Source organism: Nocardioides hungaricus, assembly GCF_054782915.1.
In genome coordinates, this window is the sequence record NZ_BAAGRO010000056.1 from 31,762 (window position 1) to 47,480 (window position 15,719).

Consider the following 15,719-nt stretch of genomic DNA (forward strand, 5'->3'; position numbering starts at 1 on the left):
CGCGGACGGCCTCGCGCATCCGGGGCCGGTCGACTCAGGATGGGGACCAGGTGGAGCTCAGGGACTATTGGCTGACCGTGCGCCGGCGGTGGCGGGTGATCGTGGCGACCCTCGTGGTCGCGGTCGGCGTCGCCGCGGCGCTCACCTGGCAGGCGACACCGCAGTACGCCTCGACCGCGAGCATCTTCGTCTCGACCAGCCCGTCCGACACCTCCGACGCCTACACCGGCAACCTGTTCGCGACCCAGCGGGTCGCGTCGTACGCCGAGCTCGTGACCAAGCGGAAGCTGGCCGAGCGGGTGTCCGACGACCTCGGGGGCGACCTCAGCCCGGCCGCGCTCCAGGCGAGCGTCTCGACCAGCGTCAACCCCGACACCGTCCTGCTCGGCATCACCGCCACCGACCCCGATCCGGTGATGGCGCGCGACATCGCCCAGGCCTACGCCCAGGCGCTGAGCGACCAGGTCACCACCCTCGAGACGCCGCAGGGCAAGTCCAACGCCCTCGTCCAGGCCTCGATCGTCGACAACGCGCAGGTGTCGGACACGCCGGTCAGCCCTCAGCCGGTGCGCAACCTCGGCCTCGCCGTCGTGCTCGGCCTGCTCCTCGGCGTCGGCCTCGCGGTGCTCCGCGAGCTGATGGACACCACCTTGAAGTCGACCGAGGATGTCGCGACCGTGACGACGGCGCCGATCCTGGGCCGGATCGGCGCCGACAGCGCGGCGGTCAAGCGGCCGCCGGCCGAGATGCTCGCCACCGCGACCCCGTGGTCGGAGTCGTTCCGGGTGCTGCGCACGAACATGCAGTACGTCGAGGTCGACCACGACCAGAAGGTCTTCGTCGTCACCAGCTCGCTGCCCGGCGAGGGCAAGACCACGACCGCGGTGAACCTGGCCGTCACTCTCGCCCTGGCCAACCAGCGGGTCGTGCTCGTCGAGTGCGACCTGCGCCGCCCGCTCATCGCCGACCGGCTCGGCCTCGACGGGGGCGTCGGGACGACCAGCGTGCTGATCGGCAAGGTGCACCTGCGCGACGCGCTGCAGAAGTACGCCGACACCGAGCTCGCGGCGCTCGCCAGCGGCCCGATCCCGCCGAACCCGTCGGAGCTGCTGCAGTCGAACGCGATGGAGAAGCTGCTCGGCCAGCTCCGCGACGAGTTCGACATCGTCATCCTCGACGCTCCCCCGCTCCTCCCGGTGACCGACGCGGCCCTGCTCGCCGCGCAGTCCGACGGCGCGCTCATCGTCACCCGGCACGGCAGGACCACCCGCGACCAGCTCGCGCACGCGATCGAGCGCGTGGAGGCGGTGGACGGCAAGGCGATCGGGGTCGTCGTCAACCTCGCGCCGGCCCGCAAGAGGGCCGGGGGCTACGGCTACGGATACGGCTACGGGTATGCGTACGGCTACGGCTACGCCCCGCGGCCCGCTACCGACGGGTCAGCGAGGCGAGGGCGGGACGGACGTCGGCGAGGTAGACGAACGCCGCGATCGTGAACGCGAGGTTGACGATCCCGAGCGGCCCACCGAGGACGAGCTGCACCACGATGCCCAGGCCGAGGATGATCGCCCACGCCGGCTTGGTGAGCTTGTTGGCCGCGCTGTAGGCCTCCGCGGAGTACAGCAGGCTGTTGATGAACGCGAACAGCTTCACCACGAGGAGCACCAGCTCCACGATCAGCATCAGCTTCAACTCGGCGTCGAATACCTCCAGCACGCCGACAGCCTACGGGGTCCGGACCCGCGAGTCAGTCGCCGACCTTCTCGGCGGCGTCGGTGACGGCCGCGGCGGCGCTGGCCGCGGTCTTCTTCGCCGCGGTCGCGGTCGCCTTCGCGCTGCTCTTCGGCGCGGCCGACGACTTCTTGGCGGTGGTCGACGCCTTCTTGGCGGTCTTCTTGGCCGTGGTGGCGCCGGCCTTCTTCGCCTGCGTCCTGGTCGTCTTCGCCTTCGCGGTGGTGGTCGCGGCCGAGGCCTTGGCGTCCTGCGTCGACTGCTGCCGGCGGATCCGCTCGACCAGCGTCTCGCCGCGCTTGGCGAGGTCGGCGTAGGTGTCGGTCACCACCGCCGGGATCGTCCGGGCGTCGGCCTGGAGCTCGGCGACGCGCGCCTCGATGGCGGTACGGCGCGCCCTGGCGTCCTTGGACAGCGCGTCCACGCCGGCGCTGACCACGGTCACGGCCTGGTCGCGCAGCGCCCTCGGCTCGAACTCGAAGTCGGTGATCCGGGCCTGCACGTCCTTCTGGACGTCGGCGAACACCTTCTGCATGTCGGCGACGTAGTCGCGCACGACCCCGACGGCGAGGTCGGTGACGCCGACGCCGGCGTAGAGCGGGCGAGCCGCCTCGGTCTTGATGTCGAACTTGGTCTTGATGTCGAACTTGGTCTTGGCCATGTCCACTCCTTCATCGGGGTTCATTGGGGGGTCAATCGGTGCCCTTGTTGAGGGCGAGGAAGGACGCGTAGACGTCCAGCAGGGACTGCTTCTGCCGCTCGGTGAGCGCGGTGTCCCCGAGGATCGCGAGCTCCACCGAACCGCCCACGCCGTCGTCGGGGCTGACGATGCCGGCGCGGACGTAGAGCTGCTCGGCCGAGATCCGCAGCGCCTTGGCGATCTGCTGCAGCACCTCGGCGGACGGACGGCGCAGCCCGCGTTCGATCTGGCTCAGGTAGGGGTTCGAGACGCCGGCCTGCTCGGCGAGCTGCCGGAGCGTCAGCTGAGCGCCGACGCGCTGCTCCTTGAGGTAGTCACCGAGGGACTCGACGGTCTTGCCGACCTTGCCCTTCGCCATGACTCCCACGGTGCCAGCCTTTGCTAGCAAGAGCAAGCAGAGGTGATGTGCATCCGTTCACACCCGGCAGATTTTCCTTGGAAGAAAGGAGAATCAACCGCTAGCAGCAGCAAGATCTCGCCGTCACGTCCGCCGATGGAAGCGATAGTCGCCGCTCGGCAGCCGCTGCATCTCACAGGTGGAGTCGTGCGCACGATGATGGTGGTGCGAGCAGAGCAGTACGCCGTCGGCGAGGTCGGTGCGCCCACCGACCGCCCAGCCCCGGAGATGGTGGGCTTCGCACCAGGTCGCCGGGACCGTGCAGCCCTCCGCCCGGCACTCGCGGTCGCGCAGGCGCATCGCCTTGCGCTGGGCGGCGCTGAACAGCCGCCGCGACCTGCCGAGGTCGAGGATCTCGCTGTCTCCCCCGAGCACGACCGGGACGAGGTGCGCGGTGCAGGCCAATCGGCGGGCCTCGTCGGCGGTGAGGTTGGAGCCGCCGGACAGGTCGCCGTCGATCAGCCCGGCCGCGGCCAGGTCGGCCCGCAGCTGGTCGAGGCCGATCGTCACCAGCACCGTGGTGGCGTCACCACCGTGGTCGGGCAGCCGCTGCGGGTCGAGGTGCTCGAGCAGCGAGCCGAACGCCTCGGCCATCCGCCGTCCGTAGGGAACCCGGTCGCCCGGCGCCGGCTCGCTGCGCCGGGGCGAGGTGTACGCGTCGAGGTAGGTCTTGAACCGGGCGGCGATCGACTCCTGGACGTCGAGGACGATCCTGGTCATGCCGTCCCCCAGGGGCCGGAAGCTCACGCGCAGCCGGGAGGTGGCGCGCTGCTCCTCGGCGCGCAGTCGACGGGCCTCCTCCTCGTCGGCCACCTCCGGCGCGACGATCTCGAGGATCCGCCGACCCAGGCGGGTCAGCTGTGCGGGACGGAACTCGCCGGCGTAGCCGACCAGCGCCGTCTCCGCGCTCGCGGCCACGTCGACGTCCAGGCCGCGCGGAAGCACCTCCAGCGCGGCCACGATCGACCGGGCATGCGCCGGTGAGATGTCACCGGCGAGCAGGGCCGACGCGACCAGGCCGTGGCGCTCCAGCCCTGCGGCGAGCTCCTGGTCGGACCGGACCGACCGGTACTCCGTCCGTGTCTCGGCCGCCAGCCAGGCGGCGACGTCGCGGGCGCCGTGCTGCTCGGCCACGTCGCCGGCGACCGCCATCACCTGCATCCGCAGGCCCGCGACCTGCGCCTCGACCCGGGCGAGCTCACGCAGCGCCTCGGCCTTCTCGGCGGGGGACATGAACGTCGGCTCGACGTCCGCGACGTCCTTGGCGGCAGCGCGGACATGTGCCGCGAACGCCACCACCGGGTGGACCTCGGGATCGGACTGCCAGCACATCGGATACTCCGGACAGGACACGGGACTTGGACGCGTGTCGCCCCGCCGGAGGCGCCCCCTGGGCGCTATTACTCACCGATTGCGGAACCTGAGCCGCCGACCTTCGATCCGGTGTGGACCACCTCGGCCGGTCGACCTACCGCTATCGAACACCTGTTCGAACAAAATGTCAAGGGCCCGGCCGGCCCTGTGTGATGTCTCAGGACATCGGTGACAGCCAGGCTTCCGGCTCCGCGTTGACGTCCTCGTCCTTGATCCGCTCGGCGTCGGCGTGGAACTGGCCGAGCCACCGTTCGTGGTCCAGCAGCCGCAGGGCGCGACGCAGCGTGTCGGAGGTGCTCTCGCCCGGACGGGCGGCCTCGCGGAGGATGCGCTCGTCCTCGGCGGTGGGACGGAACCCGATCGACGACGACATGTCACCAGACTAGCCGCGTTCGACAGTTGTCCGACAGGGTCCGATCCGGCCTGGGGATACGCCCGCGACCGCCGCCTAGGATGACCCGTCGGAGGGCCTGGGGAAGGGAGCGGGAACGACGATGCAGCGGCTCGACGGCGCCGTGCGGAGGTACGAGTGGGGCTCGCGCACGCTGCTGCCGCGCTTCCTCGGGGCCGAGCCCGACGGCGGCCCGTACGCCGAGCTCTGGCTGGGCGCCCACCCCGGCGACCCCGCCATGCTCCCGGACGGGACGACGCTGGCGGACCTGATCGCGAGACGCCCCGGCGAGGCGCTCGGCGCCGAGGTCGCCCAGCGGTTCGACGGCCACCTCCCCTTCCTGATGAAGGCGCTCGCGGCGGCCGAGCCGCTCTCCCTCCAGGTCCACCCCACCGCGCAGCGCGCCCGGCAGGGCTTCGCCCGCGAGGAGGCCGCCGGGATCCCGGTCGGCGCGCCCGACCGCAGCTACCAGGACGAGTCGCACAAGCCGGAGCTGATCGTCGCCCTGACCAGGTTCGAGGGCATGGCCGGCTTCCGGGACGTCGCGAAGTCCGCCGCCATCCTGCGGCTGCTCGACCTCCCCTGGGCCGACGCGACCGCCGCACAGCTGACCGAGGGCGACCCGGGCGATGCCCTCCACGCGGTCGTGGCCGAGATGCTCGCGATGCCCGGCGACCGGATCGCCGGCCTGCTCGCCGAGATCGGCGCGGCGGCACGGCGCGCCGAGGACGACGGCCACCGGCGGCGTACGCCGTCCAGCCGGATCCACCGGGACCGGGACAGCGTGGAGCGCGAGGCCACGCGCGTGTTCGCCCAGACCCCGGCGCTGGCCGCGAGGTACCCGCACGACCCGGGCGTGCTGGTGACCCTCCTGCTCAACCACGTGATCCTCCGGCCGGGCGAGGCGATGTTCCTCGACGCCGGCGTCGTGCACGCCTACACCTCGGGCTTCGGGGTCGAGATCATGGCCGCCTCCGACAACGTCGTCCGCGCCGGCCTCACGCCCAAGCACGTCGACGTGCCCGAGCTCCTCGAGATCGCGGACTTCCGGCCGATGCCGCCGCCGCTCTGGACCCCGGCCGAGGAGGGGGCGGCCCTGGCCTACGCCCCGCCGGTGGCGGAGTTCGGCCTCCACCTCGTCGACGCCCCCGCGAGCGAGCTGCCGGTCGCGGGCCCGCGCATCGTCCTGGTGCTCGACGGCGAGGTGACCGTCGCGTCCGGCACGGACACCCGGACGCTGACCCAGGGGTCCGCCGTCTTCGTCGGGTACGACGAGGGCGCGATCGAGCTCGGCGGCGCCGGACGCGTCGCGATCGGCGCCGTACCGCCGCGGTCAGGCTGAGGGCCAGGGCCGGTCGATCCACGGCCCGGCGCTCTCCAGGGCCGCGATGTCGGCGTCGACCATGATCCGGACCAGCTCGTCGGTGGCGACCTCCGCCCGCCAGCCCAGCCGCTCCTCGGCCTTCGAGGCATCGCCCAGGAGCGCGGCGGTCTCGGTCGGCCGCACGTAGCGCTCGTCGGTGCGCACGTGCCTCTCCCAGTCCAGCCCGGCCCGGTCGAAGGCGGCCGCGACGAACTCGCGCACGCTGTAGCCGGTGCCGGTGGCGAGCACGTAGTCGTCCGGCTCGTCGGCCTGGAGCGTCCGCCACATGCCCTCGACGTACTCGGGCGCGTAGCCCCAGTCCCGGCGCGGGTCGAGGTTGCCGAGGTAGAGGTAGTCGTCGAGCCCGGCGCGGATCCGGGCGACCGCGCGGCTCACCTTGCGGGTCAGGAAGGTCTCGCCGCGCCGCGGCGATTCGTGGTTGAAGAGGATCCCGCTCACCGCGAACATGCCGTACCCCTCGCGGTAGGTCACCGTCGTCCAGTGCGCGTGCAGCTTCGCGGCGCCGTACGGCGAGTTCGGCCGGAACGCCGAGGACTCGTCCTGCCGGCCGGTGGCGGCGCCGAACATCGCCGAGCTGGACGCCTGGTAGAAGCGGCAGTCGATGCCCGCCGTACGGATCGCCTCGAGCAGCGTCACCGTGCCGACGCCGGTGGTCAGGGCGGTGTGCTCGGGCTCCTCGAAGCTCGCGCCGACGTGCGACTGCCCGGCGAGGTTGTAGACCTCGTCGGGCTGGATGCGGTGGAGCAGCCGGATCAGCCGGGCGCCGTCGGAGAGGTCGGCGTAGTGCAGGAACAGCCGGCTCTCCGGGTCGTGCGGGTCCTGGTAGAGGTGCTCGATCCGCGACCGGTTGAACGTCGAGGCGCGCCGGCGCAGGCCGTGCACCTCGTAGCCCTTCGCCAGCAGCAGCTCGGCCAGGTAGGAGCCGTCCTGGCCGGTGATCCCGGTGATGAGCGCCCGTCGCGTCACGGCGCACCTCCCCTCGGTGGTCTCGCCCTCGGTGGCCTCGCCGGTCGAGTGGCGAGCGCCAGCGAGCGTATCGCCCGCTCGTGACCATCGGAGTGGAGATGCGGCCAGCATGATTGCATCACTTGCACATGCAGCCTACGGTCGAGACATGACGATGATCCAGATCCGCAACGTGCCCGAGGACGTCCATCGGCGCCTCAAGGCGCGCGCGGCGCTCGAGGGCATCTCGCTGTCCGAGCTGGCCCTCGCCGAGCTCCGTCGGTCCCTCGACCGGCCGACTCGCCGGGAGCTCCTCGAGCGGGTGGCGTCCCGTGAGCCGGTTCGCTCCGGCCCCTCCTCCGCCGAGTTGGTCGACGAAGCCCGAAGCGCCTCGTGATCGTCCTGAACGCGTCCGCGGCCGTCGAGTGGCTCCTCGTGCGCGACGCGGCAGCGTCCGTGGCGGACCGCTTCGACGAGCCTGATGTCACCGTGCACGCGCCGTCCCTGATCGGCGTCGAGGTGGCAGCCGCCCTACGGGGCCTCGTCAGGGCAGGGCACACCACACCCGAGCGGGCGTCACTCGCGCTCACCGACCTGACCGCGTCCGACATCGACCTTCACGATCCGACTCCGCTGCTCCCTCGCGCCTGGGAGCTGCGAGACAACCTGACGCCGTACGACGCGGTCTACGTCGCCCTCGCCGAGGTACTCGACGCGACGCTCGTCACGACCGACGCCCGCATCGCCCGAGCGCCGGGACTGCGCGCAGTGGTCGACGTGGTCACGGCGACTCGATGACCGCGCCTGGAGCGGCTTGCTGCACGAGCGCGGCAGGATCGGCTCGGCCACGGACCCGACGGACCACGCGACCGACCCGTCGGCGTCGAGCGCGACCACCGACCCGTGGTGGCGGCCCTCCACGAACCCCGACCGGACCAGCTCGGCGACGACCACGGGCTTCGGCATGCCTTGCAGAGTAACTTGACTAGGATGGCAGCATTAGGCCCGTGCCGATGCCCCCCGTCCCCCAGCACTGCCCGACGCCGCGCGAGCTCGACGACCTCGAGCTGCTGGTCACCGGCGCGCTCGCGCCGACCGTCGCCTTCGACGAGCCGGGCAGCCCGGTGACGCTCGAGCTCCCGGCCGACGTCGCCGAGCGCGCCGCCGCCGCGGGCGCGGTCGAGCTCGTCGACCCCGAGGGCCTCCCGCTGGCGCAGGTCGACCTCCCCGGCGGCACCATCGAGCCGCTCGCGCACGCGCAGTACGGCCCGTTCCGCGGCCACTACCTGACGCCCACCGAGACGCGGAGGCGGTACGCCGGGCGCACGTTCGTCCCGCTCGTCGACGCGCTGACGGCGCCGCAGCTGGCGGCGCTGGCGACCGTCGGCCCCGCCGTACTCCTGCCGCTGGTCGGCCACGGCACCCCCGAGCTCTCCCCCGTCGCCCTGATCCGGGCCACCATCGCCGCGGCCGCGCGGCTGCCCGACGCCGCGGTGGTCGCGATCCCGCTGGCCGCGCACGGCGACCCGGACGTCGACCACGACCTCGGCGTCCAGGTGGTGGCCAACTACGCCGGCGACGACCCGGTCGTGGGCGTCACCGACGACCCGGCCGGCGCCCACCCCGCCGAGATCGCCGACATCGTCGCCCGCGACCGCCCGGCCCCGGCCGAGCAGGGGCTCGTGCTGTTCTTCTCCGGGCTGTCCGGCAGCGGCAAGTCCACCCTCGCCCGCGCGCTCATGGACCGACTGCTCGAGCGCGGCACCCGCTCGCTCACCAGCCTCGACGGCGACGTCGTACGCCGGAACCTCTCCGCCGGCCTCACCTTCTCCAAGGAGGACCGGGAGACGAACATCCGCCGGATCGGCTGGGTCGCCGCGGAGATCGCCCGGCACGGCGGCGTGGCGGTCTGCAGCCCGATCGCGCCCTTCGACGAGACCCGCCGGCAGGTCCGGGCGATGGTCGAGGACGCCGGTGGCGCGTTCTTCCTGGTCCACGTCGCCACGCCCCTGGAGGAGTGCGAGCGCCGCGACCGCAAGGGGCTCTACGCCAGGGCCCGCCGCGGCGAGATCCCCGAGTTCACCGGCATCTCCTCCCCCTACGAGGAGCCCCAGGACGCCGACGTCCGCGTCGACACCACCGGCCGCACCATCGAGGACGCGCTCGACGACGTCCTCGCCGCGCTCCGCGACGCCGGCTACCTCGACCTCACGAGCAGCGACCCGGTGGTTGAGGAGGTTGCGCAGCAACCGTCTCGAAACCACCCCACCCCCGGTGGTCGAGCAGCGAGCGCCAGCGAGCGCGTCGAGACCCCCGAGGACGCCGGCCTCGACATCCTCTCGCCCACGGCCGAGGCGCCGATCCGCGTCCTCTACGTCTGCACCGCCAACATCTGCCGCTCCCCGTTCATGGAGCTGCTCTCCCGCCACCTGGCCGGCCCGCATGCCCGCGCCACGTTCGGCAGCGCCGGCACCCGGGGGCACGCCGCCGAGCCGATGTCGCCGGAGATGGCCGCGACCCTGGCCGCCCGCGGGGTGCCCGGGGCGGGCGGGTTCCGCAGCCGCGCGTTCTCCAGCGCCCTGATGCCGAACGCCGACCTGGTGCTCACCGCCGAGACCGCGCATCGCCAGTTCATCCTGGACGACCACCCGGCGACGTTCCGCCGGGTCTTCACGCTGGGCCAGTTCGCGGAGTCGGTGCGCGCGCTCGGCGACGGCCCGACCGGCCGGGAGCTGCTCGACGCGGTCGCCGAGCGCCGCGGGCCGGCGGACCGGTCGCTCGACGTCCCGGACCCTTACGGGCTGGGGCCGGAGGCGGCCGAGCGGACCGCCGCCGCGCTCGAGGAGCTGCTGCGCGTCGTCGTACCCGCCCTGACCGGCTCGAGGGAGGACGCGTCATGGGCGACCTGATCACGACGACGTTCTTCGCGATCCTGGCCGCCGGCTTCCTCGTCGGCGTGGTGGTGGGGCTGACCGGGATGGGCGGGGGCGCGCTGATGACGCCCGCACTGATCTTCCTCGGCGTCGGCGAGGCGGCGGCGGTCGTGACCGCCGACCTCACGGCGGCCGCGATCTACAAGACCGGCGGCGCGGCCGTGCACGCCCGCCACGGCTCCCCGAACTTCGCCCTGGCCAAGTGGCTGATCGTCGGCTCGGTGCCGATGGCGCTGCTGGGGCCGTGGATCATCCACCGGATCGCCGGCGACGAGCCGGCGTCGCTGGAGAAGCTGCTGCTGATGTGCATCGGCTTCGCGCTGCTCTTCGCCGCGTCGACGTACGCCCTGCGCCTCTACATCAACCTGCGCCGGGTGCGCGGCGGCGCCCCGGACGCCGACCCGAACCCGCCGATCCGGCCGGTCCCGACGCTGCTGGTCGGCGCCCTGGGCGGCCTGCTGGTCGGCATCACCAGCGTCGGCTCCGGCTCGGTCATCATGATCGCGCTGCTCATGCTCTACCCCGGCCTCTCGGCCGTGAAGCTGGTCGGCACCGACCTGGTGCAGGCGGTGCCGCTGGTGCTCGCCGCCGCGATCTCCAACATCGTCATCAACGGCCTGGACTGGTCGCTGCTGATCCCGCTCGTGCTCGGCTCGCTGCCCGGCACCATCCTCGGCAGCCGGATCGCCCCGCGGGTGCCGCAGTCGATCATCCGCCGCGGCATCGTCGTGGTGCTGACCATGTCCGGCGTCGCGCTGCTCGACAAGTCCGGCTGGTCGGTGCTCGGCGCGGACCGCACCTACCCGATGCTGGTCGCCGGCATCGGCGTCGCGACGCTCGTCTTGGTGCCGCTCGTCTGGGGCGTCCTCCGCAAGGAGCAGGGCCTGCCGATGTTCGGCGCCCCGACCGTCGCCGAGCTCGACGCCGTCGCCGACCCGAGAGGCCGCCCCCCTGGCGCCTGAGGCCCTCGGGCCAGAGGTCAGGGGTCCCTACGTGGCGTGCGGGTGAGCGACGGGTACCACGCGCAAGTCCTTGACCCCGGCGAAGTCTGCAGGATTCACCGTGAACAACGGCAGGTCGTGCGCCACCGCGGTGGCCGCGATCAGCGCGTCGAAGGCACGAGCGGCCGGCTTCCGACCGGCGGCTCGCAGATCTGCCGCCACCCGGCCGAAGGCTCGCGCGGCTGCGGCGTCGAAGCCGATGGCCGCGAAGTCGGCCTCGGCCTGCTGCAGGTGCGCCTGCCGCGCCGCCCGGACCTCCGGGTCATCGGCCACCAGCGGTCCGACGGACAGCTCCGCGATGGTGACGGCACTGATCAGGGGCTCCTCGGGCAACGTGCTCGGATCCAAGTCCGGTAGTAGGACGACCACGTTCGTGTCGATCAGCCCGCGCTCCGCGCCAGCAGCGCCGGAGTCGTTCGTGTCGTTCACAGCGACATGTCCACGGCGGCGTCGACGTCGGCACGCAGGTCGTCGGGGTCCATCCGAGGCAGTGCCGCGCGGCGGGCGACCAGCTCGGTGGCTGTCGGTCCTCGTCGTGGGACCGGACGCAGCTCCGCGACCGGCTCGCCGTCCTTGGTCACGACGACGGTCATGCCTCGGGCGACCTCGCTCAGGACCTGTCCACCGCGATGACGCAGGTCCCGAACGGACACCGATGGTTGAGTGCTCACGACGCGATGGTATCACCGGTGACACCACTCTGATCCGACGACGTCGTCGCCCCCTGGCAGCCGCGGTGGCCGGCCGCAGTGACCCGAGCCACTCCACTTCGGCGGCGCTTCGCCTCCCCCGTCCTGCCACGGCTACCATGACGGCTGCTGTCCCGACGAGAGGCCCCCTGTCAGCCATGACCCAAACCCACGCCGACTACCGGCTGAGCCAGCTCGACCAGCTGGAGGCGGAGTCGATCCACATCTTCCGCGAGGTCGCCGCCGAGTTCGAGAAGCCCGTGCTGATGTTCTCGGGCGGCAAGGACTCGATCGTGATGATGCGGCTGGCGGAGAAGGCGTTCTACCCCGCGAAGATCCCGTTCCCGGTGCTCCAGGTCGACACCGGCTACGACTTCCCCGAGGTGCTGGCCTGCCGCGACAACTGGGTCAGCCGGCTCGGCGCGCGGCTGATCGTGGCGAGCGTCGAGGAGGCGATCGCGAACGGCGTGGTGGTCGACGACGGCAAGACCAGCCGCAACCGGCTGCAGATCGGCACCCTGCTCGACGCGCTGGAGGAGGGCGGGTTCACGGCGGCGTTCGGTGGCGGCCGGCGCGACGAGGAGAAGGCCCGCGCCAAGGAGCGCGTCTACTCCCACCGCGACGAGTTCGGCCAGTGGGACCCGAAGAACCAGCGCCCGGAGCTGTGGAGCCTCTACAACGGCCGCCTCCACGAGGGCGAGCACATGCGGATCTTCCCGATCTCGAACTGGACCGAGCTGGACATCTGGCACTACATCGGCCGCGAGGGCATCGAGATCCCCTCCATCTACTTCTCCCACCGGCGCCGGGTCTTCGAGCGCGACGGCATGCTGCTGACCGAGTCGGAGTTCAACCCCACCCGCGGCGGCGAGACCGTGCAGGAGCGCACCGTCCGCTTCCGCACCGTCGGCGACCTGACCCTCACCGGCTGCGTGGAGTCCGAGGCGGACACCATCGACAAGATCATCGACGAGATCGCCGTCGCCCGCGTCACCGAGCGCGGCGCGACCCGCGGCGACGACCGGTTCTCCGAGGCGGCCATGGAGGACCGGAAGAAGGAAGGCTACTTCTGATGAGCGACCCCACCTCCCCGAATCTGACGCAGGCGCAGGTCGCGCAGGAGATCCGCGACATGGACCTGCTGCGCTTCGCCACCGCCGGCTCCGTCGACGACGGCAAGTCGACCCTGATCGGCCGGCTGCTGCTGGACTCCAAGTCGATCTTCGAGGACCAGCTCGAGGCGGTCGAGGCGACCAGCCAGTCCAAGGGCTACGACTACACCGACCTGGCGCTGCTCACCGACGGCCTCCGCTCCGAGCGCGAGCAGGGCATCACCATCGACGTGGCGTACCGCTACTTCGCGACGCCGACCCGCAAGTTCATCATCGCCGACACCCCGGGCCACGTGCAGTACACCCGCAACATGGTCACCGGCGCCTCCACCGCCGACCTCGGCCTGGTCCTCGTCGACGCCCGCCAGGGCCTGACCGAGCAGTCCCGCCGGCACGCGGTGATCCTCTCCCTGCTCCGCGTCCCGCACCTGGTGCTCGCCGTCAACAAGATGGACCTCGTGGACTTCTCCGAGGAGACCTACGAGCGGATCCACGCAGAGTTCACCCAGTTCGCGACCAAGCTGAACATCCCCGACCTCGAGGTCATCCCGATCTCGGCGCTCCAGGGCGACAACGTGGTCACCCGCTCCGAGCGGATGCCGTGGTACTCCGGCCCGACCCTCATGCACCACCTCGAGCACGTCCACGTCGCCTCCGACCGCGACCTGGTCGACGTCCGCTTCCCGGTGCAGTACGTCGTGCGCCCCAAGTCCGACGAGCACCACGACTACCGCGGGTACGGCGGCCAGGTCGCCGGCGGCGTACTCAAGCCGGGCGACGAGGTCGTCGTCCTCCCCTCCGGCATGACGTCGACGATCGCCGGCATCGACCTCTTCGACCAGGAGATCGGCGAGGCGTTCCCGCCGATGTCGGTCACCGTCCGCCTCGCCGACGACGTCGACGTCTCCCGCGGCGACATGATCGCCCGCCCCGCCAACGCCCCGAAGCCCTCCCAGGACATCGACGCGATGATCTGCTGGATGACCAACGAGCCGCTGCGCCCCCGCCAGAAGCTCGCCATCAAGCACACCACGCGTACGGCGCGCACCCTGGTCAAGGACATCCAGTACCGCCTCGATGTCAACACCCTGCACCGCGACCAGGAGACCAAGGAGCTCGGCCTCAACGAGATCGGCCGCGTCCAGCTCCGCACCACCGTCCCGCTGCTGTGCGACCCTTACTCCAAGAACCGCACCACCGGCTCCTTCATCCTCATCGACGAGGCGACCGGTGTTACCGTCGGCGCGGGCATGATCAACAGCGGCACCTGAGCAGCCGTCTCCCCATCCAAGACCCCGACTCGGCGCCGCCGGAGCAGGTAGGGCATGCTGCGACAGATGGTCATGTCGTCCCGGAACGGGGTCATGGTGCGGTGACTGTGCGAATCGTCGACAGCGCTGACGTGGACGAGAGCGCCGTGATCGGCGCCGGCTCCTCGATCTGGCACTTGGCACAGGTCCGGGAGCGGGCAGTGATCGGCGCGAACTGCGTGGTGGGGCGTGGCGCCTACGTCGGCACCGGTGTCCGCACCGGCGACAACTGCAAGATCCAGAACTACGCACTGGTCTACGAGCCAGCCGATCTCGCCGACGGAGTCTTCATCGGTCCGGCTGCGGTGCTCACCAACGACACCTACCCGCGGGCAGTGAACGGCGACGGGAGCCCGAAGTCGGCCACCGACTGGGAGGCGGTCGGAGTCACCGTCGAGACCGGGGCCGCGATCGGTGCGCGCGCCGTGTGCGTCGCCCCCGTAACAGTGGGCGCTTGGGCGACCGTCGCCGCGGGAGCGGTCGTCACCAAGGACGTGCCTGCCTACGCCCTGGTGGCCGGCGTGCCGGCCCGGCAGGTCGGATGGGTGGGGCATGCTGGGCGCCGTCTCGAGCCGGACGGCGAGAATTCATGGATCTGTCCTGCGACCGGGGCTCGCTTCGTCGAGAATGACGGTCGCCTGTCCCCTGCGAAGAACTGAGCACATGGACGACTTCATCCCCCCGGCCCGACCCATCATCGGCGAGGAGGAACGAGCCGCGGTCGACCGCGTGCTTCGCAGTGGCATGCTCGCGCAGGGACCCGAGGTCGCCGCGTTCGAGGACGAGTTCGCCGGGCACTTCGGCCTCGACAGGGCGTGTGTCGCGGTCAACTCCGGTACGTCTGGGCTCCATCTCGGACTTCTGGCGGCCGGGATCGGCCCGGGCGACGAGGTGATCGTCCCGTCCTTCACGTTCGCGGCGACCGCGAACTCCGTCGCACTCACGGGAGCGACGCCCGTCTTCGCCGACATCGATCCGGCGACGTTCTGCCTCGACCCGGCCAGCGTCGCCGCTTCCGTCACCGACAGGACCGCGGCGATCATGCCGGTGCATCTCTACGGCCACCCCGCCGACATGCCGGCGTTGCAGGTCATCGCCGACGAGCACGGCCTCCAGGTCTTCGAGGACGCGGCCCAGGCTCACGGTGCCAGCCTCGGCGGCGTCCCGGTCGGCGCTTTCGGCAGGTTCGCGATGTTCTCGCTCTACCCCACCAAGAACATGACCTCCGGCGAAGGCGGCATGGTCTCGGTCGCCAACGACGAGATCGAGCGTCTGGTGCGCCTCTACCGGAACCAGGGGATGCAGCGTCAGTACGAGAACGAGGTCGTCGGCTTCAACAATCGGATGACCGACATCCACGCCGCTATCGGTCGGGTGCAGTTGACGAAGGTCGACGTCTGGACCGAGCGCCGTCAGGAGAACGCCGCGTTCCTCGACGCGAACCTCGAGGGCGTGACCACGCCGCCGGTCGCCGACGGCGCCGTCCACGTCTACCACCAGTACACGGTCCGCGTCCCGCACGACCGCGACGGTCTGTCTGCTGCCTTGCGCGAGCAGTATGCCGTCGGATCGGGCATGTTCTATCCGATCCCGAACCACCGGCTCGCGCCGTTCCGGTCGTCCGTCGACCTACCGGCCACCGAGCGAGCGGCGCAGGAGTGCCTGTCGCTCCCAGTGCACCCTTCTCTGTCGACGGACGATCTCGAGAGAATCGTCGCGGCGGTCAACAAGCTCGCGGCGGCAGGAGCCTGA

Annotated in this window: 18 protein-coding genes and 1 pseudogene; 10 read left to right on the forward strand and 9 right to left on the reverse strand. The window is 71.6% G+C overall.

Annotated features, from left to right (window positions below; translation table 11 throughout):
- The first annotated feature begins 50 nt into the window (after positions 1 to 50).
- Positions 51 to 1,496: a tyrosine-protein kinase domain-containing protein gene (locus ACYVKX_RS20415; protein ID WP_460835526.1), complete on the forward strand. Its 1,446-nt coding sequence runs from the start codon at positions 51 to 53 to the stop codon at positions 1,494 to 1,496.
- Here the strand turns inward: ACYVKX_RS20415 and ACYVKX_RS20420 are convergent.
- The 5 genes from ACYVKX_RS20420 to ACYVKX_RS20440 form a co-directional block, all read right to left on the reverse strand.
- Positions 1,429 to 1,716, reverse strand: a complete 288-nt coding sequence (locus tag ACYVKX_RS20420; protein ID WP_460835527.1) for a DUF2516 family protein — start codon at positions 1,714 to 1,716, stop codon at positions 1,429 to 1,431. The genes ACYVKX_RS20415 and ACYVKX_RS20420 overlap by 68 nt on opposite strands.
- A 31-nt stretch (positions 1,717 to 1,747) precedes the next feature.
- Entirely contained in the window at positions 1,748 to 2,392 is a 645-nt protein-coding gene (locus tag ACYVKX_RS20425) for a hypothetical protein (protein WP_460835528.1), read from the reverse strand.
- Between the two features lie 31 nt (positions 2,393 to 2,423).
- Positions 2,424 to 2,789, reverse strand: coding sequence for a helix-turn-helix domain-containing protein (locus ACYVKX_RS20430; RefSeq protein WP_460835529.1), 366 nt, complete (start codon positions 2,787 to 2,789; stop codon positions 2,424 to 2,426).
- Positions 2,790 to 2,912: 123 nt separating this feature from the next.
- Positions 2,913 to 4,160: an HNH endonuclease signature motif containing protein gene (locus ACYVKX_RS20435; protein WP_460835530.1), complete on the reverse strand. Its 1,248-nt coding sequence runs from the start codon at positions 4,158 to 4,160 to the stop codon at positions 2,913 to 2,915.
- Positions 4,161 to 4,359: 199 nt separating this feature from the next.
- Positions 4,360 to 4,575, reverse strand: coding sequence for a hypothetical protein (locus ACYVKX_RS20440; RefSeq protein WP_460835531.1), 216 nt, complete (start codon positions 4,573 to 4,575; stop codon positions 4,360 to 4,362).
- Positions 4,576 to 4,696: 121 nt separating this feature from the next.
- Here ACYVKX_RS20440 and manA point away from each other — a divergent pair, with 121 nt between their 5' ends.
- Positions 4,697 to 5,935: a mannose-6-phosphate isomerase, class I gene (gene manA, locus ACYVKX_RS20445; protein WP_460835532.1), complete on the forward strand. Its 1,239-nt coding sequence runs from the start codon at positions 4,697 to 4,699 to the stop codon at positions 5,933 to 5,935.
- Here manA and gmd read toward each other — a convergent pair.
- Positions 5,927 to 6,943, reverse strand: a complete 1,017-nt coding sequence (gmd, locus tag ACYVKX_RS20450; protein WP_460835533.1) for a GDP-mannose 4,6-dehydratase — start codon at positions 6,941 to 6,943, stop codon at positions 5,927 to 5,929. The genes manA and gmd overlap by 9 nt on opposite strands.
- 148 nt (positions 6,944 to 7,091) lie before the next feature.
- On the opposite strand from gmd, the gene ACYVKX_RS20455 reads away from it, so the two are divergent.
- The gene (locus ACYVKX_RS20455; protein ID WP_460835534.1) at positions 7,092 to 7,319 is read left to right on the forward strand and encodes a FitA-like ribbon-helix-helix domain-containing protein; all 228 of its coding nucleotides are present in this window, start codon (positions 7,092 to 7,094) and stop codon (positions 7,317 to 7,319) included.
- On the forward strand, positions 7,316 to 7,720 hold the full coding sequence (locus ACYVKX_RS20460) for a type II toxin-antitoxin system VapC family toxin (protein WP_460835535.1): 405 nt from the start codon (positions 7,316 to 7,318) through the stop codon (positions 7,718 to 7,720). The genes ACYVKX_RS20455 and ACYVKX_RS20460 overlap by 4 nt, the downstream gene beginning before the upstream one ends.
- 36 nt (positions 7,721 to 7,756) lie before the next feature.
- Here ACYVKX_RS20460 and ACYVKX_RS20465 read toward each other — a convergent pair.
- A pseudogene (locus ACYVKX_RS20465) lies at positions 7,757 to 7,888 on the reverse strand (asparaginase); the annotation flags it as partial.
- A 47-nt stretch (positions 7,889 to 7,935) separates the two neighbouring features.
- Here ACYVKX_RS20465 and cysC point away from each other — a divergent pair.
- Both cysC and ACYVKX_RS20475 read left to right on the forward strand, forming a co-directional pair.
- Positions 7,936 to 9,831, forward strand: coding sequence for an adenylyl-sulfate kinase (cysC, locus tag ACYVKX_RS20470; protein ID WP_460835588.1), 1,896 nt, complete (start codon positions 7,936 to 7,938; stop codon positions 9,829 to 9,831).
- A complete protein-coding gene (locus tag ACYVKX_RS20475) occupies positions 9,819 to 10,817 on the forward strand; it encodes a sulfite exporter TauE/SafE family protein (RefSeq protein ID WP_460835536.1) in 999 nt (332 codons plus the stop codon). The genes cysC and ACYVKX_RS20475 overlap by 13 nt, the downstream gene beginning before the upstream one ends.
- 27 nt (positions 10,818 to 10,844) lie before the next feature.
- Here the strand turns inward: ACYVKX_RS20475 and ACYVKX_RS20480 are convergent, their stop codons facing one another.
- Together ACYVKX_RS20480 and ACYVKX_RS20485 are read right to left on the reverse strand one after the other, a co-directional pair.
- On the reverse strand, positions 10,845 to 11,285 hold the full coding sequence (locus tag ACYVKX_RS20480) for a PIN domain-containing protein (protein ID WP_460835537.1): 441 nt from the start codon (positions 11,283 to 11,285) through the stop codon (positions 10,845 to 10,847).
- Positions 11,282 to 11,527 (reverse strand): type II toxin-antitoxin system Phd/YefM family antitoxin, encoded by a 246-nt coding sequence (locus tag ACYVKX_RS20485; RefSeq protein WP_460835538.1) that lies wholly within the window; start codon positions 11,525 to 11,527, stop codon positions 11,282 to 11,284. Before ACYVKX_RS20485 ends, ACYVKX_RS20480 begins: the two co-directional genes overlap by 4 nt.
- Before the next feature lie 176 nt (positions 11,528 to 11,703).
- On the opposite strand from ACYVKX_RS20485, the gene cysD reads away from it, so the two are divergent.
- From cysD to ACYVKX_RS20505, 4 genes are all read left to right on the forward strand, one after another.
- A complete protein-coding gene (gene cysD / locus ACYVKX_RS20490; protein WP_460835539.1) occupies positions 11,704 to 12,618 on the forward strand; it encodes a sulfate adenylyltransferase subunit CysD in 915 nt (304 codons plus the stop codon).
- Positions 12,619 to 12,677: 59 nt separating this feature from the next.
- Positions 12,678 to 13,928 carry a sulfate adenylyltransferase subunit 1 gene (locus ACYVKX_RS20495; RefSeq protein ID WP_460835589.1) on the forward strand — a complete coding sequence of 417 codons (1,251 nt, stop codon included), beginning with the start codon at positions 12,678 to 12,680 and terminating at the stop codon, positions 13,926 to 13,928.
- Between the two features lie 101 nt (positions 13,929 to 14,029).
- Entirely contained in the window at positions 14,030 to 14,626 is a 597-nt protein-coding gene (locus ACYVKX_RS20500) for an acyltransferase (RefSeq protein WP_460835540.1), read from the forward strand.
- Between the two features lie 4 nt (positions 14,627 to 14,630).
- On the forward strand, positions 14,631 to 15,719 hold the full coding sequence (locus ACYVKX_RS20505) for a DegT/DnrJ/EryC1/StrS family aminotransferase (RefSeq protein ID WP_460835541.1): 1,089 nt from the start codon (positions 14,631 to 14,633) through the stop codon (positions 15,717 to 15,719).